18 protein-coding genes are annotated in these 23648 nt (G+C 68.0%); 13 read left to right on the forward strand and 5 right to left on the reverse strand.

The window, feature by feature from the left end; genetic code table 11:
- Window positions 1-128: 128 nt before the first annotated feature.
- Window positions 129-1535 carry a selenium-binding protein SBP56-related protein gene (locus AC1DYI_RS07015; protein WP_477203366.1) on the reverse strand — a complete coding sequence of 469 codons (1407 nt, stop codon included), beginning with the start codon at window positions 1533-1535 and terminating at the stop codon, window positions 129-131.
- A 195-nt stretch (window positions 1536-1730) separates the two neighbouring features.
- Between AC1DYI_RS07015 and AC1DYI_RS07020 the strand changes: the two genes are divergently transcribed.
- From AC1DYI_RS07020 to AC1DYI_RS07045, 6 genes are all read left to right on the forward strand, one after another.
- Window positions 1731-2885 carry a sensor histidine kinase gene (locus tag AC1DYI_RS07020; RefSeq protein ID WP_477203367.1) on the forward strand — a complete coding sequence of 385 codons (1155 nt, stop codon included), beginning with the start codon at window positions 1731-1733 and terminating at the stop codon, window positions 2883-2885.
- A 230-nt stretch (window positions 2886-3115) separates the two neighbouring features.
- Window positions 3116-4684, forward strand: coding sequence for an ABC transporter substrate-binding protein (locus tag AC1DYI_RS07025; RefSeq protein ID WP_477203368.1), 1569 nt, complete (start codon window positions 3116-3118; stop codon window positions 4682-4684).
- 2 nt (window positions 4685-4686) lie between these two features.
- Complete coding sequence (locus tag AC1DYI_RS07030; protein WP_477203369.1) at window positions 4687-7362, forward strand: ATP-binding protein; 2676 nt, start codon at window positions 4687-4689, stop codon at window positions 7360-7362.
- A gap of 147 nt (window positions 7363-7509) precedes the next feature.
- On the forward strand, window positions 7510-7968 hold the full coding sequence (locus tag AC1DYI_RS07035) for a response regulator (protein ID WP_477203370.1): 459 nt from the start codon (window positions 7510-7512) through the stop codon (window positions 7966-7968).
- Window positions 7965-9608, forward strand: coding sequence for a response regulator (locus tag AC1DYI_RS07040; protein ID WP_477203371.1), 1644 nt, complete (start codon window positions 7965-7967; stop codon window positions 9606-9608). Before AC1DYI_RS07035 ends, AC1DYI_RS07040 begins: the two co-directional genes overlap by 4 nt.
- A gap of 151 nt (window positions 9609-9759) precedes the next feature.
- Window positions 9760-11124: a M23 family metallopeptidase gene (locus tag AC1DYI_RS07045; protein ID WP_477203372.1), complete on the forward strand. Its 1365-nt coding sequence runs from the start codon at window positions 9760-9762 to the stop codon at window positions 11122-11124.
- A 54-nt stretch (window positions 11125-11178) separates the two neighbouring features.
- Here the strand turns inward: AC1DYI_RS07045 and AC1DYI_RS07050 are convergent, their stop codons facing one another.
- On the reverse strand, window positions 11179-14469 hold the full coding sequence (locus AC1DYI_RS07050; protein ID WP_477203373.1) for a sensor domain-containing protein: 3291 nt from the start codon (window positions 14467-14469) through the stop codon (window positions 11179-11181).
- 91 nt (window positions 14470-14560) lie between these two features.
- On the reverse strand, window positions 14561-14803 hold the full coding sequence (locus tag AC1DYI_RS07055; RefSeq protein ID WP_477203374.1) for a cysteine-rich CWC family protein: 243 nt from the start codon (window positions 14801-14803) through the stop codon (window positions 14561-14563).
- 107 nt (window positions 14804-14910) lie between these two features.
- Between AC1DYI_RS07055 and ahpC the strand changes: the two genes are divergently transcribed.
- From ahpC to AC1DYI_RS07070, 3 genes are all read left to right on the forward strand, one after another.
- Window positions 14911-15474: an alkyl hydroperoxide reductase subunit C gene (ahpC, locus tag AC1DYI_RS07060; protein WP_477203375.1), complete on the forward strand. Its 564-nt coding sequence runs from the start codon at window positions 14911-14913 to the stop codon at window positions 15472-15474.
- Window positions 15475-15598: 124 nt separating this feature from the next.
- The gene (gene ahpF / locus AC1DYI_RS07065) at window positions 15599-17185 is read left to right on the forward strand and encodes an alkyl hydroperoxide reductase subunit F (protein WP_477203376.1); all 1587 of its coding nucleotides are present in this window, start codon (window positions 15599-15601) and stop codon (window positions 17183-17185) included.
- A 195-nt stretch (window positions 17186-17380) separates the two neighbouring features.
- Entirely contained in the window at window positions 17381-17887 is a 507-nt protein-coding gene (locus tag AC1DYI_RS07070; protein ID WP_477203377.1) for a hypothetical protein, read from the forward strand.
- Window positions 17888-17915: 28 nt separating this feature from the next.
- Here the strand turns inward: AC1DYI_RS07070 and AC1DYI_RS07075 are convergent, their stop codons facing one another.
- On the reverse strand, window positions 17916-19127 hold the full coding sequence (locus AC1DYI_RS07075; RefSeq protein ID WP_477203378.1) for a citrate/2-methylcitrate synthase: 1212 nt from the start codon (window positions 19125-19127) through the stop codon (window positions 17916-17918).
- Window positions 19128-19212: 85 nt separating this feature from the next.
- On the opposite strand from AC1DYI_RS07075, the gene AC1DYI_RS07080 reads away from it, so the two are divergent.
- The 4 genes from AC1DYI_RS07080 to AC1DYI_RS07095 all read left to right on the forward strand — a co-directional run bounded on the left by AC1DYI_RS07080 (window position 19213) and on the right by AC1DYI_RS07095 (window position 23420).
- A complete protein-coding gene (locus tag AC1DYI_RS07080) occupies window positions 19213-21414 on the forward strand; it encodes a TonB-dependent receptor plug domain-containing protein (RefSeq protein ID WP_477203379.1) in 2202 nt (733 codons plus the stop codon).
- Between the two features lie 179 nt (window positions 21415-21593).
- Window positions 21594-22097: a hypothetical protein gene (locus AC1DYI_RS07085; RefSeq protein ID WP_477203380.1), complete on the forward strand. Its 504-nt coding sequence runs from the start codon at window positions 21594-21596 to the stop codon at window positions 22095-22097.
- Window positions 22098-22254: 157 nt separating this feature from the next.
- Window positions 22255-22905, forward strand: a complete 651-nt coding sequence (locus tag AC1DYI_RS07090; protein ID WP_477203381.1) for an HAD hydrolase-like protein — start codon at window positions 22255-22257, stop codon at window positions 22903-22905.
- Window positions 22902-23420 (forward strand): N-acetyltransferase family protein, encoded by a 519-nt coding sequence (locus AC1DYI_RS07095; RefSeq protein ID WP_477203382.1) that lies wholly within the window; start codon window positions 22902-22904, stop codon window positions 23418-23420. Before AC1DYI_RS07090 ends, AC1DYI_RS07095 begins: the two co-directional genes overlap by 4 nt.
- Window positions 23421-23430: 10 nt before the next feature.
- Here AC1DYI_RS07095 and AC1DYI_RS07100 read toward each other — a convergent pair.
- A partial coding sequence (locus AC1DYI_RS07100) for a transposase (protein WP_477203383.1) occupies window positions 23431-23648 on the reverse strand: 218 nt, incomplete at its 5' end.

The raw sequence follows: 23648 nt of genomic DNA on the forward strand, positions 1-23648 counted from the left end.
GTTGGCCACCGCCAACGGCCAGGTTGGCCACCGCCAACGGCCAGCCCATCGCCGGGTTCAGTCCGTGGTACAGGCCGATGGCGATGACACCCGCCCACAGCGTTGCGTTGGCCACGGCGACGGCGTGCTCAGGCCGACGGGTAGCAGAACGAATCGGTCGAGCAGTCGCCGCCTTGCAGCCGGATCTGGTGCGCGTTGTAGCCCTCGCCGAAGTCGACCACGAAGTTGTCGTCCAGTCGCAGGCCACCGTCCTTGCCGACATGGCACAGGACCTGGCGGCCCGGCACGCCGTCCGGGTAGAACTGCTGGTCCCAGCTGCTGTAGAGCGAGTTCGTGAAATACACGCGCCGGCCGTCGCGGCTGATCTCGACCATCTGCGGCCCGCCGCCGAAGGCCGAGCCGTTCGAGTGCGGGGTGTGGCGCGCGATGCCGCCGATGCGCACGCTGCCGCTCAGGCGCGGGTTCATCGGGTCGGTGACGTCGTACTGCCGCAATTCGCCGGTGCCCCAGCACGCGACGTAGAGGAAACGGTCGTCGAGCGACAGGTCGATGTCGCTGATCAGCGGCGGCACGGCGCCGAAGCCCTTGAGCAGCGCCGGCAACAACGAAGCATCGGCCGGCTCCGGCGGGATCACCGCGGTCTTCTTCGCGTGGAACTTGCCGCCCTCGCGGTACCAGGTCCAGATCGAGCCTTCGAGGTTGTTGGTGTCGATCACCACACCGAGGAAACCGTACTCCTTCGTCGGGTCATGGGCCGGCCGGATCTCGAGCGCCATCTGGTGGTTGGCACCGAGGTCGATCGTCTGCACGTGGCGGCGAGCGCGCAGCTCCCAGAAATGCAGATGGTGGCCGTAGCGGTTGGCCAGCAGGTCTTCGGCGACGATGCCGTTCTCGAACTGCGGCGGCAGGCCCCATTCGCTCGACACCATGTAGTCGCGCGGCAGGTTCCACCAGAAGTCGTAGTGCAGCTTCTGCGGGCCCGGGTCGATCTCCCACTGGCCCAGCAGCTCGAAGCTTTCGCAGTCCAGCAGGAACACGCCGGGCCGGCCCTGCGTGCCGTCGGCACCGCCACCGCCGAGCGTGCTGATGTAGATGCCCTCGGGGCCGCAGTGCACGGTGTGCGGGCGCGAGTAGCCGGTCTTGCGCATGACCTCTTCGGGCTCGATCACGCGGGCGATCGTCGGCCGCTTCGGGTCGGGCTGGGTGTCGACGATGTACAGCCGCGACGAACGCAGCCCCGGGATGACCAGGTAGCGCCGCTTGACGAAGGCATGGCCCGACATCGGCGACAGCGCCGAGCTGCAGGCGTTCCAGCCGAAGTGGTGCAGCTCATCGCCGCGGTACGGCATGTCCAGCCGGTGCAGCACCGTGCCATAGGTGGCCGAGTCCGGATCGAGGTCAACCACCGCCAGCGCGTCGGGCTTGGAGCCATCGGGCGACAGCAGTGCGGTGTAGGCGATGCGCTCGCGCTCGGCCTCCATTGCCAGTCGCGGCGACGGGTGAAAGGTGGGATCGGTCCGCAGTGAGTCGAACATGCTTGTCTCCCTTGATTGGCGTGGCGCGGGTCGTGGCCACAACGTGATGAACCGCGCAGTGTGGTGTGTTTGGGCCGCTCGGCGCGGATGCCCCGGCCGCCGGCGCGGGTATGAGCAATGGCGGAAACGGCGCTTGTCCGGGGCCGCGCGCGATGTCAAACTCACCGACGGCAGGGCGGAGGTCACGAAGGCAAGATGGAGCTCCCGGACACGGCCGATTCGCCGGGCAAGACGATCCTGATCGTCGACGACACACCGGCCAACCTGGCGGTGGTCTCTGACCACCTCAAGGGCCATGGCTATTGCGCGCTGGTCGCGCTGGGTGGCGAAGAAGCCATCGCCCGCGCCGAGTTCGCGCGGCCCGACCTGATCCTGCTCGACGCCCTGATGCCCGGCCTCGACGGCTTCGAGACCTGCCGCCGACTGAAGGCGCGCGAGAGCACGCGCGACATCCCGGTCATCTTCATGACGGCGCTGGGCGAGACCGGCGACAAGCTGGCCGGCTTTGCCGCGGGCGCGGTCGACTACATGACCAAACCGCTCGACGGTGCCGAGGTGCTGGCGCGCATCGAGACCCATCTGGCGCTGTACACGCTGCGCCGCCAGCTCACCGCGCGCAACGAGCAACTGCAGCAGGAGATCGCCGCGCGCGAGGAGATTCAGGCCGCGCTGGAGCGCTCGAACGCCGAGCTGGAGCAACTGGCCTACGTCGCTTCGCACGACATGCAAGAGCCGCTGCGCATGGTCGCGAGCTACCTGCAGCTGGTGGCCGAGCGCTACCAGGGCCGGCTGGATGCCGAGGCCGACGAATTCATCGGCTTCGCGGTCGACGGCGCGATGCGCATGCAGGCCCTGATCAACGACCTGCTGGCCTACTCGCGCGTCAACACCAAGGCCCGGCCGTTCCAGCCGACCGATTGCCGCCGCATCGTCGAGACGGTGCTGGCCGACCTGCGCATGGCCATCAAAGAGAGCGGCGCGCGCATCCAGGTCGACGAGCTGCCGACGGTGATGGGTGATGCGACCCAGCTTACCCAGTTGTTMCAGAACCTGATCGGCAATGCGATCAAGTTCCGCCGCGCCGAGGCACCCGAGGTCCGGGTCTCGGTCGAGCCGGTGGCCGAGGGCTGGCGCTTTGCGGTCAGCGACAACGGCATCGGCATCGACTCCGAGTACTTCGAGCTGATCTTCGTGCTGTTCCAGCGCCTGCACGGCCGGCGCGAATACGCCGGCACCGGCATCGGCCTGGCGCTGTGCAAGAAGATCGTCGAACGCCACGGTGGCCACATCGGCGTGAGCTCGCAAGAGGGCCACGGGTCGACGTTCTTCTTCACCTTGCCTCGGCACTGACTGCCGGTGACAAGACAGGGCGGAAGGGGCAAGATGCCTGGTGTCCGGTCTCGGCGACTGGCCTGTCGACCTTGAGTGCCCACAGGGCCGGGCTGCGCCCAGCCCGCCCCCGTTGAGGGACCAAGAAACTCGGGAGCGGCCCTTCGTTCTTGAGAGACGCGGACGTCGGTAACGGCAAGGGAGTCATACGAGGTCGCTGCACCGAAGCGACCCCCACGCGTGAGGCGGCCATGGGTGCATCCAGGTGGCGGGGCTGGGGAACGTTGTTTCTGTTGCTGGCGTTGTGTGCGCCACCGTCGCTGATCGCCCAGGAGGCCGCCAAGCCGGTGGCCAAGGCCGGCGCTTTGGTGCCGCCGCGGGTGATGCCGCCGTGCAAGCCCGGGCATTGCCCGTTCGCCGGACAGTCGGTGCGCGTGATCGTCAACGCCGACCTGATGGGAACGAACCTGCGCGAAGTGAAGGATGAGTTCGAGGCGGCCACCGGCGCGAAGCTCGAGATCTCGGCGGTCTCACTCGACGAGCACTTCGCCAACTTCATCTCCGACGTCACCAACCACACCGGCAAGTACGACGTGTCGATTGCCGGGGCCTGGTGGCTGGGCGCGCTGGCGGGCGGTGACTTCATCACCCCCTACGACCGCTATTACACCGACCCACGCTTCCCGAAATGGAACATCGACGATGTGCTGCCGGGGCCACGCAGCCTGCTGCTGTACGGCGGCAAGAAGTACATGGTCGCCAACGACCATGACGGCCAGGTGATGTACTACCGGCGCGACCTGTTTGCCGATGCGCGCCATCAGGAAGCATTCAAAAAACAGTTCGGCTACCCGCTGGCGGTGCCGCAGACCTGGGACCAGTTCCGCGACGTGGCCGAGTACTTCAACGGCAAGGACCTCAATGCCGACGGCGTGCCGGACCACGGCGTGTCGCTGCACCTGAAGGTCGGGGCGCAGGGCATGTTCCATTTCATGTCGTTCTCTGCCCCCTTCGTCATCGGCCCGCGCAACCCCAGGTTGTACTGGTTCGACCCGAAGACGATGCGGCCGTTGATGGACAGCCCGGGCCACGTGCGCGCGCTGACCGCGCTGGTCGACCTGGTGAAGTTCGGGCCGCGAGAAATGCTGGGCTGGGACTTGCGCCAGAGCTGGAACCATTTCCTGGCCGGCCGCGCGGCGCTGACCTTCACCTGGGGCGACCTGGGCGCGTTGTCGCAGGAAGAGGGCAGCAAGATCCGGGGCAAGATCGGCGCGGCGCCAATCCCCGGCACGCTCGAGTACTACAGCATCGCCGATGGCAAGTGGGTCAAGACCGACACGGCGAACCGCGTGGGCAACGTCACCGGTGGCTCGTGGGCCGGGGTGATCTCGCGCGACTCGAAAGTGCCCGAGGCGTCCTACTACCTGCTCGCGCTGATGGCGAACGCGGACAAGTCGCTGGTCTACGCGGCGCGTGGCACCGACGGTGTCGACCCCGGTCGCACCAGCCATTTCCTGCCGCCCCGCGGCAGCGCCAGGATCGACGACTACCTGCGCTTCGGCTGGGACGAAGGCGACATCCGCGAATACCTGCAGGCCTACTTCGACAACTACAACAACAAGCTGCAGATGCCGTACCTGCGGATCCTCGGCACCTTCAGCTATTGGCAGGCACTCGACATCCACCTGGCCGAGGCGGTGGGCGGGCAGCTCAGCCCGGAAGCGGCGCTGCGGGCAGCGGTGGTCGACTTCGAAGAGATCACGCTGCGGCTGGGCCGTGAGGAGCAGCGGCGCGTCTACCGGGCGTCGATGGGATTGTGAAAATGGGATGGCTGAGTCGACTCCATCCCCAATCCATCGGCGGCAAGCTGACGCTGGCGTTCGGCGCGCTGACCGGCATCACCTTGCTCGTCGTGGCGCTGGGCTTCGTCGCCGGGCGCCGCGCGACGCAGGACATCGATCTCACTGAAGGCGTGCGTGCGCCGGCGTCGCTGGCCTCGGCCGAGGCGCAAGCCAGCCTGCTGCGCATGCAGTTGCATGTGCGCGGCTACCTGGTGCTCAGCGATCCGCAAGACCTCGAGCAGTACCAGACGGCGAAAGCGTCGTTCGAACGCAGCCTGGCCGAGCTGCAGGCCATGTCGGGCCGTTGGGTCGAAGAAGACGCCCKCTCGGTGACCGAACTGACGCAGAGCTACGGCCGCTGGGCCGAGCTGCCGCGGCAGCTGTTCGCACTGCATGACAACCCGCTGCGCAACCGCCCGGCGCTGCGGCTGGCGCGCGTCGAAGTGCAGGAGCGGCGCGTGCACATCCTGTCGGACCTCGACCTGATGATCGGCGACCAGAAGGCGCGCGAAGCCACGCTGGACAACCGCGAGCTGCTGGCTGACCTGCTGCGGTTCCAGACCTCGTTCGACGCGATGGCGACCAACCTGATGGCCTATGGCGCTTCGGGCGAGCTGAACTTCAAGCTCGCCTATGGCCCGCAGCTGGCCACCAATGCGGCGATCTGGAACCAGCTGGTGGCCAAGCGCGGCCGCCTCACCAGCGATCAGCGGGCGATGTTCGACAACGTCACCCGCTTGCGCGCCGAGGTCGCCAGCCTCGCGTTGCAGATCGTTGCCATCCTCAGCGGCGACCGGGCCTACGAAGACCTCTATCTCTACCGCACCCAGGTCACGCCGCAAGCCGAGGCCATGCTGGCCCTGCTGGCCACGGTGACGGCCAACCAGCAGCGTGAATTGCAAAGCGGCCTGGCCCGCGCCCGATTGAGCCTGGCCGACGGGCGGTTTCAGACGGCGGTCGGCGGCCTGTTGGCGGTGCTGATCGGCGTCACGATGGTGTTCGCATTTCGGCGCAGCATCGTCGAGCCGGCGCAGCGGCTGACCGCGGTGGCGCGGCGCGTCGCGGAGGGCGACCTGTCGGCCCGCGCGGCGGTGGAGTCGCAAGACGAGATCGGCGTGCTGGCGCGCAGCATCACGACGATGACCGAACGCCTGGTCGCGACCATCGCGCACCTGGAAAGCGTGTTTGCCGATGCGCAGCGCGCGCGCGATGCGGCCGAGAGCGCCAACCGGGCCAAGAGTGTGTTCCTGGCCAACATGAGCCATGAGCTGCGCACGCCGCTGAATGCGGTGCTCGGCTACGCGCAGATCCTGCAGCGCGAACCGGGCCTGAGCCAGCGCGAAGCCGCTGCGCTCGACACCATCCGCCGCAGTGGCGAGCATCTGTTGACGCTGATCAACGGGGTGCTCGACCTGGCGCGCATCGAGGCCGGCAAGGTCGAGCTGTACCCGGAGACCGTCAACCTGCCGCTGATGCTGCACACGGTCAACGGCATCATCCGGCTGCAGGCCGAAGGCAAGGGCCTGGCCTATCGCTGCGAAGCCGGGCCTGACCTGCCGCCATTGGTGCATGCCGATGGCAAGCGGCTCGACCAGGTGCTGCTGAACTTGCTGAGCAACGCGGTGAAGTTCACCGAGCATGGCGCGGTGACGTTGCGTGCGCAGCGCGTAGGCGGCCGCCATGACCATCCGGGTGAGCCGACGGTGACCCTGCGCTTTGTCGTCGAAGACACCGGCATCGGCATCGCCGAAGACCAGCTCGCCGGCATCTTTCGCCCGTTCGAGCAGGGGGCCGAGGTGCAGCGGCGCTATGGCGGTGCCGGGCTGGGGCTGGCGATCAGCCAGCAGCTCGTCGGCCTGATGGGCAGCGAGATTCTGGTCGAGAGCCAGCGCGGGCAGGGCAGCCGCTTCTGGTTCGACCTCGAACTGCCACTGGCCGAATCGCCCGAGCTGGTGGAGGCGGCGCCCCGGCTCGGCCGCCGCATCACCGGCTACCAAGGCCCCGTGCGCAAGCTGCTGGTGATCGATGACGTGGCCGGCAATCGCACCACGCTGGTCGACTACCTGGGACCGCTGGGCTTCGAGATGCACGAGGCCGTCAGTGGCGAGGCCGGGCTGGAATTGGCCGACACGCTGCGGCCGGACCTGGCGCTGATCGACAACGTGATGCCGGGCATCAGCGGTCTCGAGACCACGCGCCGGCYGCGCCAGCTTCCGGGCATGGCAACGCTGCCGATCGTCATGATCTCGGCCAGCGCCTCGGCGGCGGACGTGCAGAGCAGCCTGGCTGCGGGGGCCGACAGCTTCCTGCCCAAGCCGGTCGATTTCGAACTGCTGCTCAGCGAGATCGGCCGCCTGCTCCGTCTGCATTGGATGCCGGGGCCGGACGCGCAACCCGCGCCATCACCGGCGCAGGAGGCTGGCGCCAGGCTGCCGAGCGAGGAACTGCAGGCGCTGTACCAGCTGGCGCAAATGGGCAGCATGAGCGGCATCCGCGCCCAGGCCGAGCACCTGGAGACGCTGGGTCCGGCCTACCAGCCGCTCGCACGTCGCTTGCATGCGTTGGCAGAGCGGTTCCAGTCGGCCGCGATCCTCCAGCTGGTCGAACGGCTGCGCGACGACACCACCACCGACCTCGAACGGGCCGAGGAGAAGTGAGCGTTCTGGCCCGTCGGCCGTCGCTGCAACCCCCGGTGACAAGGGTGGCTGGAAAGCGCAAGATTCGACGCAACAGCCAGGGACTGGATACCGAAGTCGAGCGGTAAAGGCGACCGAACGCGTGCGAGGAAACCGAGGAGGCGTGAGATGTCGACGCAGCCCCCCAACAGCCTGCGGGCCATCGAGATCCTGATGGTCGAAGACAACCCCGGCGACGTGCGCCTGACGCGCGAAGCGCTCAAGCACCACAAGGTGTCGAACGAGTTGCACGTGGTCGAAGACGGCGTGGCCGCGCTTGACTTCCTGCATCGCCGGCCACCCTACGAGCAAGCCCCCCGACCGGACCTCGTGCTGCTTGACCTCAACCTGCCGCGCAAGGACGGCCGGCAGGTGCTGGCCAGCATCAAGTCGGACGAGGGGCTGAAGACGATCCCGGTCGTGATCCTGACCACTTCGCAGGCCGAAGAAGACGTGGTGCGTGCGTACAAGCTGAACGCCAACTGCTACGTGACGAAGCCGGTGGACTTCGAGCAGTTCAAGCGCATCGTGCAAGGGATCGAACAATTCTGGCTGACAGTGGTGACGCTGCCGCCTCGACAGCCGTGAACCCACCCATCCATGTGCTGCTGATCGAGGACAGCCCCGGCGATGCGCGGCTGATCCAGCTGATGCTGACCCAGGCCAAGGGGCTGAACTTCGATCTGACCTGGGTCGACAACCTGGCCGACGGCATCGACAGGCTGCGCACCGGCCGCATCGATGTCGTGCTGCTCGACCTGGGCTTGCCCGGCAGCCGCGGCCTCGACACCTTGCACCGCCTGCTCGACCAGCACGCGAGCGTGCCGACGCTGGTGGTGCTGAGCGGCCTGACCGACGAGGAGGTGGCCGTACGTTCACTGCAACGCGGCGCGCAGGACTACCTCGTCAAAGGCCAGGTCGACAGCGCGTTGCTGGTGCGGGCGATCCGCTATGCGATTGGCCGCAGCCAGGCCGACGAGGCGCTGCGCCACGCGCACCGGGCGCTGCAGGAACGCACGGCGGAGCTGATCGTCGCCAAGGAGCGCGCCGAAGTGGCCAACCGGGCCAAGAGCGCGTTCCTCGCGCACATGAGCCATGACCTGCGCACGCCGCTCAACGGCATCCTGGGCTTTGCCCAGCTGCTGCAGCACGATGCCACGCTTAACGAGCGCCAGCGCACCGCCGGCAACGCCATCCTGCAGTGCGGCGAGCACCTGCTGACGCTGATCAACGACATCCTCGACCTGGCCAAGATCGAGGCCGGCAAGCTCGAGGTCTGTCCGGTCGACGTCGAGCTAACGCCGTTCTTGAACGGGGTGTGCGAAATCATCCGCGTGCGGGTGGCGCAGAAGCCGGGGCTGTCCCTGGCCTGCGATTTCGCGCCCGATCTGCCGGCCGGCATCCGCACCGACGAGCGGCGGCTGCGCCAGGTGTTGCTGAACCTGCTCGACAACGCGGTGAAGTTTGCCGACCACGGCCGCGTCACGCTGCGGGTGCGTTACCTGCCAACGGCGCGCCTGCGGGTCGAGGTGGAAGACACCGGCGTGGGCATGAGCGAGGAACAGATGGCGCACCTGTTCCTGCCCTTCGAGCAGGTCAGCGATCCGGCGCGCCGCAGTGGCGGCACCGGGCTCGGGCTGGTGATCAGCCGGCAGCTCGCGCGGCTGCTGGGCGGCGATGTCGAGGTGGTGAGCCGGCGCGGCGAAGGCAGCACGTTCGCTTTCGAGATCGCGGCACCGACAGCGGAGCCCGCCGCAGCGCCACCGCCGGCCGGCCGGGCGGCCGTCGACGGCTACCAGGGGGCCCGGCGGCGGGTGCTGGTGGTCGACGACGTGGCCGATCACCGTGCCTTGCTGACCGGGATGATGCAGCCGCTGGGCTTCGAAGTGGCCGAGGCGGCTGGCGGTGACGAGGGCGTGGCGCGGGCCCTGGCGCACCGGCCGGACCTGATCCTGATGGACATCGTGATGCCCGATCTGAACGGGCTCGACGCGATCAGACGCATGCGCCTGCTGCCTGGCCTGAGGGACGTGCCGATCCTCGCGGTGTCGGCCAGCGCCAGCGCCGACGACCAGCGCCTGGCGATCGAAGCCGGCGCGCAGGCCTTCCTGGCCAAACCGGTGGACCGCGACGCCTTGCTGGACCAGGCGGCGGCGTTGATGTCCTTGCGCTGGGTTCGTCGGGACGACGAGCCTGCCGCCGCCGGCAGCGCGTCTGGCCGCGGCTGACACGCCGACCCCGCGCGTGGTGCCGTGCAAACGGTACCGGTACACATCGAGACGCAATCAAACCGACGGACACCGCCAAGTGCCCTAGTGCACTTGTATGGTGCGTCGCGGGGTCGTCATGCCCGCAGAAGACTCACCAGAGGAGAAATGAATGAGACATACCACCCCCGTCATCGCTGCGCTGACCTTGGCCGTTTGGGCGACCATCGCCTCAGCCGATGAAGGCAGTGCCAAGTTCACTGCCGCAACAGAAGAAGGTAGGGGTAACGCCGAGGCCATCCTCACTGCACGCCACGGCGGACTCAACCAGGCTGTTCAACAGGCTGTGCTCGCCGCGCTCGGCGATCAGGTACGCGCAAGCTATGGTCACGTGACCGCGCCGGTGGTCGAGCCGCAACGCCAGTCGGCCGATGCTCGTTGGCTGACAGGCGGCGTCTATTTCCCCGTGCCCGACGGCGTGCATGCCAGCCCGGTCGCGGTGCAGTTCATCGCCCGGCATTCGATGCGCGGCTGGGAGGTCGCGCTGGAAGACAGCGAGCGCTTCAACGCGCTCGCGAAGAAGGCGCCTGACAGCGTGATGAGCGCTGACGAGCGAGAGCTGTTTGCCGAACGGCAGGTCGCGATCCGCGCGCGCGAAGCAGCGGGCGAATCGACGCTGGCGGTCGATGTGGGGCTGGGGATGCCCTTCAAGAAGGAGGGCTCGGTCTGGGGGACCGCCGGCGTGCACGGCGACAGCGGCTCGAGCCGGCCGTACAACGCGATCGACTTCTGGGGTGGCGATGCACGCGTGCTCGCTTCGCGCAAGGGCACCGCGTACAAGTACTGCACCAACTCGCGCTGGCCGTACATCAAGCTCACGCACAAGAACGGCTGGGCGACGGGCTACTACCACACGCGCAACCAGGCCAACATCAGCAATGGGCAAACGCTGCTCGAAGGGGCCTTCATCGGCAACACCGGTGTCGAGCTGCCTTGCGGCGGCAGCGCCAGCGGCGACCACGTGCACTGGACGCTGTGGAAGTCCGCCGGCGCCGCGGAAGCCGTCGACAACAAGCTGATCGGCGGCTGGGTCTGGCACGAAGGCAGCCAGCCCTACAGCGGCTACGCCGAACGCAATGGCAAGCGCGTCAACGCCGGCCAGTCGGGCCTGATCAACTACGGCCACGGCAAGACCCCGCCGCCTGACGACCCCTGCACCGGCGAAGGCTGCGATAAGTACCCCGGCAGCTTCAGCGGCTCGAACGGCGTCAACCTGCACCCGAGCGCGGACGGTTTCCAGTACGCAGGCGGCACGCTGTCGGCTTGGCTGCAAGGGCCGGACGGCACCGACTTCGACTTGATCCTCGGCCGCTACAACAGCAGCACCGGCGAGTGGGACCGCGTGGCCGGCAGCGACGGCCCGAGCTCAACCGAAGAGCTCAGCTACAACGCTGGCGCCGGCAAGTACCGCTGGCGCATCAACCAGTCCAGCGGCACCGGCAGCTACACACTCTGGACACTGCGCAAACCAAGCTAGGAGCGAGAGCTGCGGAATGGGCAAAGCGCAGTGGCTGAGCAGAGCGGCCCATCGTCAAACCGACTGGGCCTCCCTCTCGGAGGGAGGTCGGGAGGGAGTGTCCTGCTTGCTGGAGCCCCCGCTTGGAGGGGGCTCGGGGGAGTTCATGTTCGGCCGAAGGCCGGGGCTCTGAGCCGACCACCAGTCGGCGAAGTCCTCGGCCGGCATCGGCCGGCTGAACAAGAAACCCTGCGCCGCGTGGCAGCCGAGCGCGGCCAGGGCGTCGGCCTGGGCCTCGGTCTCGACGCCTTCGGCCACCACCCGCAGCGACAGCGCGTCGGCGACCTGCACCGTCGATTTGACCAGCGCCGTCTGGTACGTGTTGTGCACCATCTTGATGACGAAGGCGCGGTCGATCTTGACCGTGTCGATTGGCAACTGGTCGAGTGACGCCAGCGATGAATAGCCGGTGCCGAAGTCGTCGAGCGCCAGGCTGACGCCCATCGTGCGCAGCTCGGCCAGCACGGCCTGGGCCGACTCGCCCTGCATCGCCAGCGTCTCGGTGATCTCCAGCCGCAGTGCAGAGGGCGCGAGGCCGTTGTCGTTCAGCGCGGCGCGCACTGCGGCCGCCAGGTGGCCGGGGCGCAGTTGGGCGCGGCTCAGGTTCACCGCCACCGTTTGCGGTGCGGTCTCGCCCATCTGGCGCTGCCACGCGGCCAGGTCGGCGCAGGCGCGGCGCAACACCCATTCGCCCAACTGTTCGATCAGCCCGGCCTCTTCGGCCAGCGGCACGAACTCGGCCGGCGAGACCAGCCCGCGTTTCGGGTGGTGCCAGCGCGCCAGTGCTTCCAGCCCGACCGGGCGGCGGTCTTCCAGCGCCACGATGGGCTGGTAGACGACGTAGAGCTGCTCCTGCTGCAAGGCCTGGCGCAGGTCGGCTTCCAGGTCCATCGCGTGGCGGATGCGGCGGTGCATCTCGGGGTCGAACACCACGTAGCGGCCGCGGCCGCGGCGCTTGGCTTCGTACATCGCCGTGTCGGCATCGCGCAGCACCGATTCGACGCTGACCGAAGACACATCGCTGGTGACGATGCCGATGCTGACGCTCGACTGCACCGAGCGACCGGCCACCTGGTACGGTGCGGCCAGCGCATCGAGCAGCCGTTGTGCCACGCCGGTGGCGTCGCTCGGCTGGGTGATGCGTTCGAGCAGCACGACGAACTCGTCGCCGCCCAGGCGGCCGGCCACCTCGGGCAGCTCGGCCAACTCGGCCAGACGGGCCACGTCGTCGCCGGGGCGCAGCGTCAGTTTCACGCGGGTGGCGATCTGGCGCAGCAGTTCGTCGCCGGCGTCGTGGCCGAGGCTGTCGTTGACCAGCTTGAAGCGGTCGAAGTCCATGAACAGCACCGCGAAGCCGGCGCCCGGGCCGGTGTGCACGCGTTGCACGCAACGGGCCAGCGCCTGCTGGATACCGGCGCGGTTGGGCAACTGGGTCAGCGTGTCCGTCAGCGCCGCGTCGCTCAAGGCCTGCTCCAGCCGCTTGCGGGCATGGATGTCGACGTTGACGCCGGCCATGCGGCGGCCGCGGCCATCGGGCCCGCGCTCGATCACCGCGCCGGCCGCGAGCACCCAGCGCCAGTCGCCGGCTTGGTGCCGCATGCGGAACTCGGTCCGGTAGGGCACGTCGGGGTCGGCCAGGTGTGCCCGCAGCGCGAGCCGGGCCTGCACGGCGTCGTCGGGGTGGACCAGGTTCTGCCAGCCGTCCAAGGTGCGTGGCACCTCGTCCGGCCCGAAGCCGAACATCCGGGCCCAGCGGTCGTTGTAGTCGATGCGCCCGGTCTGCATGTCCCAGTCCCACGTGCCGACACCGGCGCCATCGATCGTGGTCTGCAGCAGGTTGCGCTGGGCGCGCACCTCGGTCTCGTCGAGGAAGCAGGTGACCACGCCTTGCAGCGTGCCGTCGGGGCCCCTCAGCGTTTGCGTGTTGACGCGCAGCCAGCGGCGCTGGCCCTCGGGCGTGCGCACGCCGATCGGCAGGTCTTCCTGGGCTTCGCCGGTGCGCAGCGTGATCAGCGAGGGCAGATCGGCCGGCCGCAGCGGCAGGCCCTCGGCGTTGACCATGGCCCAGCGCGGGTCGACGCTCTCGCGGCCGACCAGTTCGTCGCGCGGCACGCCGGTCAGCTGCTCGGCCTTCTGGTTGGCGTCGATGATGCGGCCTTGCGCGTCCTGCACCAGCAGGCCGGCGGGTAGCGCGCGCAGGATGGCGTCCAGGTACTGGCGCCGTTCGACCTGCGAGGTGATGTCGGTTTCGACCGCGACGAAGCCGGTCAAGGTGCCGGCCTCGTTGCGCAAGGGCTGGATGTCCAGGTCGACCCAGTAGCTGCGGCCATGCTTGCCGCGGTTGAGCATCTCGACCCGCAGCGGCGCGCCTTCGTCCAGCGCCCGGTTCAGTGCGGCGCGGGTGGCCGACGCCGCGTCGTCATCGGTCTCGCTGGCTTGCATCAGCGCGCCCAGGCGATGGCCACGGGCTTCTTCGAGGCTGTAGCCGGTGACGCGGGTGAAGGCGGCATTGGCCCAGACGACCCGGGCCTGGGCGTCGGTGATCACCACTGCGTTCTGCGTGCGGTCGGCCACCAGCGCCAGCCGCTGCAGTTGTTGCGTCTGCGTCGCGAGCTTGGCGTGGTGGCGCTGGATGCGTCGCGCCAGCGGCTCACCCAGGCCGAGCAGCAGCGTCGTGATGCCCAGCGCCAGCAAGCCCACCAGCACCGCATGGGTGCGTCGGGTCTCACTGTGACGGTCTTCGGCCAGCTTCTGCAGCTCGCTGACCGCGTGTTCCATCGTGTCGATGAACTGGCGCGACTCGCCCTGCACCCGCGCCACGTAGGGCTCGAGCCGCGGGTCACCGCGTTCGCGTGCCATCTGCAGCGATTGGGCCGCGGCCCACAGCCGCTCGCGCCGGGCGGTCCAGTGCTCGGGCTCTTCGTTGCTGCTGCCCCAGACACCACGCAGCTCGTACAGCCGGACCGCGTCGTCCCGCATCTTGACCAGGGTCTCTTCGAGCGGCAGTGCACTGTCCACGCCATTGCCGGCGACCAGCGCGTCGGCGGCCATGTGCTCGGCCAGGAAGACCTGGCGGCCGGCCAGGTTCAGCGCCTCGGCGTCGCCGGCACTGGACACGGCAAGGTTGTCGGCCGCGGCCACGAAGGCCCAGGCCGCCAGCACCAGGACCACGACCACCACGCCCAGCAAGCCGCGCAGCCACACCGCCTCGCCGGCATGCGGCAGGCGCTCCAACGCAGCGGCAAGGGCTTTGCTGTTGGAAACGGCGCTTGGCGCGCCGTCGGTGGACAAGGGCGGACGAGACATCAGGCGGACGGGGCGCAATGGCAGATTGGCACCACGCTTGCCGGTGGTGCTCGTCGGCTTATCGGCCCGCTGGTCCGCTGCTTGACCCGCTTTACCGTGCGGTTGGCCGGCTGGGCGCCGGTGCCGCGGCCAGATCGAGTGCCGCGCCTTGGCTGAGCGCCTGCAGACAGGCCAGGCACAGACAACCGGTGTAGCGTGCACGCAATGCCGACTGTAAGTCCTCACTCAGCTGCAGAGAACCGCAGGGGCAGGGGGCGGCGTCTGAGACGCCGCAATGAAACCCGCCGCCGCAGCGCGGGCAGCGGTCGAGATCTGGGGCGGAAAAGGTGTTCAATAGATCCTCTCAATGAGAAGAATCGGATCAATCAATCATGCAAATGCTGCGGCGCACCTAACATTCGTCTCATCCGTTCAACCCCTGCTTTATAGAAGGAATCTCCAATGTCGCTGATCAACACCAAGGTCCAACCGTTCAAGGCCGAAGCTTTCCACAATGGCAAGTTCATTGCCCTCACCGAGGAGTCGCTCAAGGGCAAGTGGTCGGTGCTGATCTTCATGCCGGCCGCCTTCACCTTCAACTGCCCGACCGAGGTCGAAGACGCGGCTGACAACTATGCCGAGTTCCAGAAGGCCGGCGCCGAGGTCTACATCGTCACGACCGACACGCACTTCGCGCACAAGGTGTGGCACGAGACCTCGCCGRCGGTCAGCAAGGCCAAGTTCCCGCTGGTTGGCGACCCGACCCATGCGCTGTCCAACGCCTTCGGCGTGCACATCCCCGAAGAAGGCCTGGCGCTGCGCGGCACCTTCGTGATCGACCCGGAAGGCACGATCAAGACGCTGGAAGTGCACGACAACGCAATCGCCCGCGACGTGAAGGAAACGCTGCGCAAGCTGCGCGCCGCCCAGTTCGTGGCCAAGAACCCGAACCAGGTCTGCCCGGCCAAGTGGAACGAGGGTGCCAAGGCGCTGACCCCGTCGCTGGACCTGGTCGGCAAGATCTAAGCCTCTTCTCCCGTCTCTGGCCCGCGCCGCTCGGTGCGGGCCTTGCTCCCCCCAAAAGACCACGCCCGACAGCCCCATTGCGAGGCTGATGGGCGCAGCCTTGCCCGATCACGAGGAACCCGCCATGTTGGACACCGCCACCCAATCCCAGCTGCGCGCCTATTTCGAGCGCATCGCCCAGCCGATCGAACTGGTGGCGAGCCTCGACGACCGGCCGGCCTCGGCCGAGATGCGTGAGCTGCTCGGTGAGTTGGCTGAGTTGGCGCCAGCTGGCCAGATCAGCGTGCGCTATGACGGCGACGATGCGCGCCGGCCGTCGTTCTCGATCAACCGCGTCGGTGCCGACATCGGTGTGCGCTTCGCCGCGATCCCGATGGGCCACGAGTTCACCTCGCTGGTGCTGGCGCTGCTGCAGGCTGGCGGTCACCCGCCCAAGGTCGAGCCCGAAGTGATCGAACAGATCCGCGGTCTCGAAGGCGATTTCGTCTTCGAGACCTACATGTCGCTGACCTGCCACAACTGCCCCGACGTCGTGCAGGCGCTGAACCTGATGGCGGTGCTGAACCCGCGCGTGCGCCATGTGGCGATCGACGGTGGCCTGTTCCAGGGCGAGGTCGACGAGCGCCAGGTGATGGTCGTGCCCTCGGTCTACCTGAATGGGCAACCCTTCGGCACCGGCCGCATGGAGCTGGCCGAGATCCTGGCCAAGGTCGACAGTGGCGCCGCCGAGCGCGAAGCCGCGAAGCTGGCCGACAAGGCCCCGTACGACATGCTGGTCGTCGGTGGTGGCCCGGCCGGTGCAGCGGCGGCGATCTATGCAGCGCGCAAGGGCATCCGCACCGGTGTCGTGGCCGAGCGTTTCGGCGGCCAGGTGCTGGACACCCTGGCCATCGAGAATTTCATCTCGGTGAAGGAAACCGAGGGGCCGCAGTTCGCCGCGGCGCTGGAACAACACGTGCGCACCTACGAGGTCGACATCACGAACAACCAGCGCGCCGACAAGCTGGTGCCAGCCCACCAGCCGGGCGGGCTGATCGAGGTGCAGATGGCCAATGGTGCATCGCTGAAGGGCCGCACGATCGTCATCTCGACCGGTGCGCGCTGGCGCAATGTCAACGTGCCCGGCGAGGCCGAGTACCGCAACAAGGGCGTGGCCTACTGCCCGCACTGCGACGGCCCGTTGTTCAAGGGCAAGCGCGTCGCGGTCATCGGTGGCGGCAACTCCGGCGTCGAGGCGGCGATCGATCTGGCTGGCGTGGTGCAGCACGTGACGCTGCTCGAGTTTGCTGATCAGCTGCGCGCCGATGCGGTGCTGGTCAACAAGCTGAAGAGCCTGCCGAACGTGGCCATCCACACCAACGCGCAGACGACCGAGATCACCGGCGACGGGAAGAAGGTCAATGGCCTGGTCTACACCGACCGCGCCAGCGGCCAGTCGCACAAGGTGGTGCTCGAAGGTGTGTTCGTGCAGATCGGCCTGGTGCCCAACACCGAGTGGCTCAAGGGCGTGGTCGAGCTAAGCCGCCACGGTGAAATCGTCGTCGACGCGAAGGGCCAGACCAGCGTGCCCGGCGTGTTCGCCGCTGGCGATGTGACGACGGTGCCGTTCAAGCAGATCATCATTGCCGCCGGTGACGGTGCGAAGGCTGCGCTGGGTGCGTTCGACCACCTGATCCGCACGCCGGTGCCGGCCGCTGCCCACGTCGCTTGAGCGGACGCGGCGCGCCTTAAACGAGGGGGGAGCGCGCCGCGAAAGAGGGACAGACCCCCTGCTGTCTGCGGGGGTGACGCGTGCGGGCGCGCCTTCGAACATGCACGGCCTGCCGCCGAACCCACGGCGGCAGTGGGCCGTGGGCCCTCGGGTCCACGGCTGCTTGTTCGTGCCATACCAAGTCTGGAGGTACCCGTGTCCCGAATCCTCAAGCTCTCGTTGGCTGCCACTGCAGCCCTTGTCTTGTCCGTCAGCGCTCAGGCCGGCAGCGAGCCGCCCGGATCAAAGGCGGTCAGCAAGGTGTCGCCGATGGCGATCAGCACCTCGCACAAGCTGCAGAAGACCTTCTTCGATACTGACAGCACGGTCACCGCGCTAGCCGTCGGCAACAACGACATCGGCACGGTGCTGACTGTCAATTGCGCGAACACGGCCGGTTGCACCATCGCCGGCAACATGAACGCCCAACTCGCCGCCGCGGCGAGCGAGAACGCCGCCGCGATCTGCCTGATCGTGGACGGTTCCAGTGTCAGCTGCCCGTTCAACGGCATCATCCGCGCGGGCAGTGGCTTCCAGGTCATGAACTACCAGACCTTCACCTCGGTGGCACTCGGCAACCACACGGTGCAGATGCGCATCTTCACCTCAGTGGCCACCAACCTGCACCGCTGGAACAAGGAATTCAAGCTCTACAAGCCCTGAGCGGTCTCGGGCCGCTCACGGCCCGAGCCTAGGGGCCTATGTAGCGCGAGCGCACCCACATGCGCTCGCCGCTGCGGCGCTGCTCCAGCGCATGGGCGATGAAGCCGACGCAGCGCGGCGCCATCAGCAGCACCGTCGACGCTTCGCGCGGCGCTCCCAGTGCACGTCGCAAAGCGACCAAGCCGAAGTCCAGCGAAGGCTTCCAGCCGGTCATCCGCTCCACCGCCGCGATCATCGGAACGCGCGTGCCCCATTGCTCGACCAGCGCCAGCAGCGCGACAGCCCGCGGGTCACCCGCCGGGTAGTACAGGTGGTCGAAGCCGGGCAGCGTCTCACCGCGGTCCAGCCGTGCGCTGATCGCCGCCACTTCGTCGGGCTGCGCCATCACCTCGTCCCACAAGGCTTCGACGCGTGTGCTGTCACCGCCGTTGAATGCGGCCCCCAGGTAGCTCAAAGCGCCCATCAGCGCGGCGCCGAGCGAGGCACCGACCGAAGTGAGCTGGCGCGCTGTCAACGCGATCAGGCTCATTTCGTGTTCGGCCGACAGCACCAGCGCTTGCCGCACCAGGTCGGCGGCGCCTTCCGGCAAGCCCCAATGCGTTGCGAACAACTCGTGCGCAGGCTGGGCCGAAGGGGCTTGGCCCAAGAAGCAGGCCAGCGCTGCGCGCAGGTGCTGGCCGCAGGCGTGAGCCAAGACCTCGCCGTCAGGCAGCCAGGCCGGGCCGTGCAGGTTGCCCTGGGCCATCGCCCAACGCGCCTGCGTGCGTTCGGCCAGCGGCCATGCGGCGGTGGCTTGGACGCTGGCGGTCCAAACATCGCCGAGCACCGGCGCAGCGCCGTCGAACGGATCGTGCGGCTCAAGCTGCCACAACCAACGGGCCACGTCTTCGAGGCTGGCGCCTTCGCGGGCCATCTCGGGGGCCGGCCGGCCACGGTAGATCGTCTGCCCGTCGACGATGCCCGAGATGGCCGAGTCCAGCACCGGCAAACCTTGAGTGAGCGTGGCGCCGATCTGCTGCTCGCCGCGCCGGCCCTGGCCGCGTCGCTGGGCCAACTGGTCGACCTCGAAGCTTGAGTAGCGGCTGGCGCGCGGGTCCGCCGGGTCGGCCAGCGCGTTGAGCTGGCCGCGGCTGACGTAGGCATACAGCGTGGCCTTGGTGATGCCCAGGCGGCGCGCTGCTTCGTCGGCACCCAGCAGTTCGGTGACGAAAGGGCGGATCGAGCGCGTGCGTGACTTCATATATTGATGAAGTTGATCAAGATTGACGACGTTAACCAGTGTCGGTCCAATCGCGGCACCTACTTCACCCGATCAGGGTTTTCACGTGCCGTACGACGCCTTGCTGTTGCCGCCCCGCTTTCGTTTTTCCGTCCTGACCGCCGCCTGCCTTGTTGGCGCCGCACCGCCGGCAGGCGCCGAATCCGCCGCCGACGCGGCACCGACCCAGCGCGTTGAAGTACGCGGTGCCGGTGAACAGCAAGCCCGGCGCGACGCGCTGGAGGCGCGGGTCGTCGTCAGCCGTGACGAGCTGCTGCGCCAGGGCGACAGCAACCTGGCCGATGCGCTGCGCCGCGTGCCCGGCATCACCGTCAGCACCACCGGCGGCCGCGGCGCCGAGATCCGCATGTCGGGCCTGGGCGGCGGCTACACCCAGGTGCTGCTGAACGGCGAGCCGGTGCCGCCAGGCTTCTCGCTCGAAAGCCTGTCGCCCGAGTTGATCGAGCGGGTCGAGGTCTCGCGCAGCCCGAGCGTCGACCAGAGCGCGCAGGCGATCGCCGGCAGCGTCAACATCGTGCTGCGTCGCACTGCGCGCACCACGCAGCGCGACATCAAGCTGGCTGGCGCGCGCGTGCTGGAGCGGCCGACCTCCTCGGTCGACGGCAACATCGGTGACCGCGACGGCCCGTGGGCCTGGGGCCTGGGCGTCGGGCTGGTCAGCGAAGACCAGGTCTGGCCGATGCAGCTGACGCTGCGCGCCACCGATGCCAATGACAAGCTGGTGCAGGCCTATGCGACCGACAAGCGCGAGTTCGACCRCAGTGACAGCCTGAACCTGACGCCGCGGCTGAGCTACGCGCCGAACGACCACGACAGCCTCGGCACCGACCACCTGCTGCGCGTGCGCCGCAGCACCGGCGGCGCGTTGGACCGGCGTCAGCCGCAGGCCGGCGACGACCCGGTCTTTGGCCGCAATGATCTGTACCTCGTCGCCGACATCTTTCAATGGCGCGGCCGCTTGAACTGGACGCGCCGGCTCGACGACGGCGCGAAGATCGATGCCAAGCTCGGTGGCACCTATGCGCGCCGCGCGTCGGAGGCCGAATTCGACGGTTGGGACGTCGACGGCACGCCGATCCGCGATGCGCATGTGCACTCGGTCGCTGTCGACCAGGGCGCCAGCGCCGCCGGCAAGTACCGCCGTCCGCTGGGGGAGACGMACGCGCTGACGCTGGGCTGGGACGGCGAATACACCCAGCGCGACGAAGACCGCATCCAGCGCGAAAAGCAGCTGCCGCACGGCCTGCCGGTCGAAAATCTCGACGAGGTCTACCAGGCCGAGGTCACGCGCCTGGCCCTGTTCGCGCAGGACGAATGGGCGATCGATGCGCAGTGGAACGCGTCACTGGGATTGCGTTGGGAAGGGCTGCGATCGGTCAGTGAGGGTAACGTGTTCCCTGGGGTGACCCGGCAGACCAGTGTGTTCAGCCCGGTGCTGCGCACGGTCTGGAAAGTGCCCGAGACCAAGGACCAACTGCGCTTCGGCCTCGGTCGCACCTACAAGGCGCCGACGCCGCGCGAACTGATGCCGCGCCGCTTTGTGGCCAACGAGAACAGCCCGACAACGCCCGATCTGCAGGGCAACCCGGACCTGCGGCCCGAACTGGCGTGGGGGCTGGACGTGGCCTGGGAGCACTACCTGGGCCCTGCCGGCATGGCCAGTGTGTCGGCCTACGTCAAGCGGATTGAGGACGTGATCCTCGACGAGTTGACGTTGGTGCAGGATGCGCGCAACGAGGCCCACTGGGTGCAGCAGCGCTCGAACCAGGGTGTCGCGCGCGTTTGGGGCGTCGAATTGGAGACCCGGCTGGACCTGCACAAACAATGGACCTCGGCGCCGCCTGTCGAGCTGCGCGCGAACCTGGGCTGGAACCGCTCGCGCGTCGACGCCGTRYCGGGGCCTAACAACCGTCTTGCACGGCAAACACCGTGGGCGCTGAACCTAGGCGCCGACTACCGGCCTGACGGCAACCACTGGGCGCTGGGCGGCAACTTCAACGCCCAAGGCGGCGGCGAGGTCCGGCAGTCGATCAACCGCTGGGGCGGCACGCCCACCAAGCGCCTGCTCGATCTCTATGCGCAGTGGAAGCCCGACGACGCCAGCCAATGGCGCCTGGCCTTGAACAACCTGCTGCACCAGCGCGAGGTGACGCCGGCGCGCGTCGATGTCGATGGCTTGAGCTACCGCCAGAGCGAGTCCTTGCGCACCGGCACTGCTATTCGCCTGAGCTGGGAGCACAAGCTGTAGGTGGTTGACTACCCCCTAAGCGGGGGCCCACGAGCAAGGGGTGAACCCCCTGCGGATGAAGGATGCCGCGTTGGCCGACCTGTCTCAACAATGCGCTCGCCTGCCGCAGTTCACCTCGGCCGGTGGCGCAAGAAGGGCTTCAGCCCACCGCGTCCCACCTCAGCAATTCAGGAGATTCCATGTCGTATCTTGCCAAGTTCTCCCTGGCTGCCGCCGCGGCCGCCTTCGCCTTCAGCGCCTACGCCGGTGGCGAGCCTCCGGGCGTGAATTCCGCCAAGAAGGTCTCGGCGGAAGCGATCGGGACCGTGCACAAGCTGCAGAAGACCTACTTCGACACCGACGCCACCGKCGTCGTGATCAACCCGGGCTTCAACGTCGTCGGCACCGCGCTGACGGTGAACTGCGCCAACGCCGCCGGCTGCACGATCGCCGCCGACATGAACGCCCAGCTGGGCGCGGTCGCGACCGAAAACGCGGCAGCGATCTGCATGATGGTCGACGGTGGCTACATCAACTGCCCGTTCAACGGCATCATGCGCGCCGGCGGCGGCTACCAGGTCATGAACTACCAGACCTTCACCAGCGTGGCGCTCGGCAACCACACCGTCGAGATGCACGTCTACTCGACCCAGGCGACCAACCTGTACCGCTGGAACAAGGAAATCAAGCTGTACAAACCTTGAGCCCCCACGCCCCTCCCGGGGCTGCCCCCCAAGGGGGCTCGCGCAGCGGACCGGCAAAGCCGGATCCGCGCACGCCACCGGATGGGCGGCGGCGCTACGCGCGCCTAGAGTAACCCGTTGCTTCGAGGGCTAGGGCATGACGGCATACTGCCGGTTCATGCCTCATGACTTCATTCTGTTCGACCTCGACGGCACGCTGAGCGATCCGCAGCTCGGCATTGGCCGCTCAATCAATCACGCGCTCGAACGCCATGGCTTCACGCCGCTGGCGCCGGGCGCGGTTTCGCGTTACATCGGCCCGCCGCTGGACGAGAGTTTTCGTGCCATCACCGGCCGCGACGACGATGCCACCATCCACGCACTGGTGGCCGCGTACCGTGAGCGTTATGGCGACATCGGCTACGCCGAGAACCTGCTGTACGCAGGCATCCCCGAAGCCTTGAAGGCGCTCGTCGATGCCGGCCTGTCGTTGGGCCTGTGCACCTCCAAGCGGCGCGACTTTGCCTGCAAGATCCTCGCGCTGTTCCAGCTCGACCACCTGTTCCGTTTCGTCGACGGCGGCGAGATCGGCGTGCACAAGTGGCAGCAGATCGCTGCGCTGCGTGCGGCCGGCCAGGTCAGCGAACGAAGCCTGATGGTGGGTGACCGTGCGGTCGACATGATCGCGGCGCACCGCAACGGCCTGGCCGCCGCTGGCGTGCTGTGGGGCCATGGCAGCCGAGAGGAGCTGCAGGCCGAGTCGCCGCGCTACCTGCTCGACGCGCCGGCCCAGATCACCCAGTGGGGCCGGCCGGAGGTGCCGGCATGACGACGATCATTCGCCGCCTGGCTCCGGCCGATGCTGCGGCTTTCCAGGCCCTGCGCCTGCAAGGCCTGCTGGAATGCCCGACGGCGTTCGCTTCCAGCCATGAAGAAGAGGCCGGCGAGCCGGTTTCGGCAGTCGCGGCCCGCCTGAACGATGAAGGCATCTGCGGCGTGTATGGTGCGTTCGCGCCCGACGGCACGCTGGTCGCCGTGGCCGGGCTGGGCCGCGAGTCGATGGCCAAGATGGCGCACAAGGGCGTGCTCTGGGGCATGTATGTCGCGCCGGCATGGCGACGGCAAGGCATTGCCCAGGCGCTGGTCACGCATCTGCTGGCGCAGGCCTCACGCGAGCCTGGGCTGCGCCAGGTGATGCTGGGCGTGCATGCGCGCAACGAGCCGGCGTTGGCGCTGTACCGCGCGCTTGGCTTCGTCGCCTGGGGCACCGAGCCGGCCGCGGCCTGGGTCGATGGTGAACCGCAGGACGAGACCTGGATGGTCTGCCGCTTGTCCGGTCATTGACAGGGCCGACTCAAGGATGAAGTGCAACACCAGCGATGTCGGTGACTTTGAGTTGAGAGAAGACTTCGTGTGGAGTGCGGAAGCCGAGGATCTTGCGAGGAGTGTTGTTGAGGACGAACTCGAGGTTGCGCAGATCTTTGTCGGTAAGGGGCGAGAGGTCAAGGCCCTTGGGGAGGAACTCACGGATGATGCCATTAGCGTTCTCGTTGGAGCCGCGCTGCCAAGGGC

This window comes from Ideonella sp. P3_A4 (assembly GCF_056403075.1).

Excerpts from the sequence above, each read along its gene's own strand:
- AC1DYI_RS07025 (WP_477203368.1), top strand. The coding sequence starts at position 3,116 with ATGGGTGCATCCAGGTGGCGGGGCTGGGGAACGTTGTTTCTGTTGCTG.
- ahpF (WP_477203376.1), top strand. The coding sequence starts at position 15,599 with ATGTTGGACACCGCCACCCAATCCCAGCTGCGCGCCTATTTCGAGCGC.
- AC1DYI_RS07095 (WP_477203382.1), top strand. The coding sequence starts at position 22,902 with ATGACGACGATCATTCGCCGCCTGGCTCCGGCCGATGCTGCGGCTTTC.
- AC1DYI_RS07015 (WP_477203366.1), bottom strand. The coding sequence starts at position 1,535 with ATGTTCGACTCACTGCGGACCGATCCCACCTTTCACCCGTCGCCGCGA.
- AC1DYI_RS07050 (WP_477203373.1), bottom strand. The coding sequence starts at position 14,469 with ATGTCTCGTCCGCCCTTGTCCACCGACGGCGCGCCAAGCGCCGTTTCC.
- AC1DYI_RS07035 (WP_477203370.1), top strand. The coding sequence starts at position 7,510 with ATGTCGACGCAGCCCCCCAACAGCCTGCGGGCCATCGAGATCCTGATG.
- AC1DYI_RS07045 (WP_477203372.1), top strand. The coding sequence starts at position 9,760 with ATGAGACATACCACCCCCGTCATCGCTGCGCTGACCTTGGCCGTTTGG.
- AC1DYI_RS07090 (WP_477203381.1), top strand. The coding sequence starts at position 22,255 with ATGCCTCATGACTTCATTCTGTTCGACCTCGACGGCACGCTGAGCGAT.
- AC1DYI_RS07075 (WP_477203378.1), bottom strand. The coding sequence starts at position 19,127 with ATGAAGTCACGCACGCGCTCGATCCGCCCTTTCGTCACCGAACTGCTG.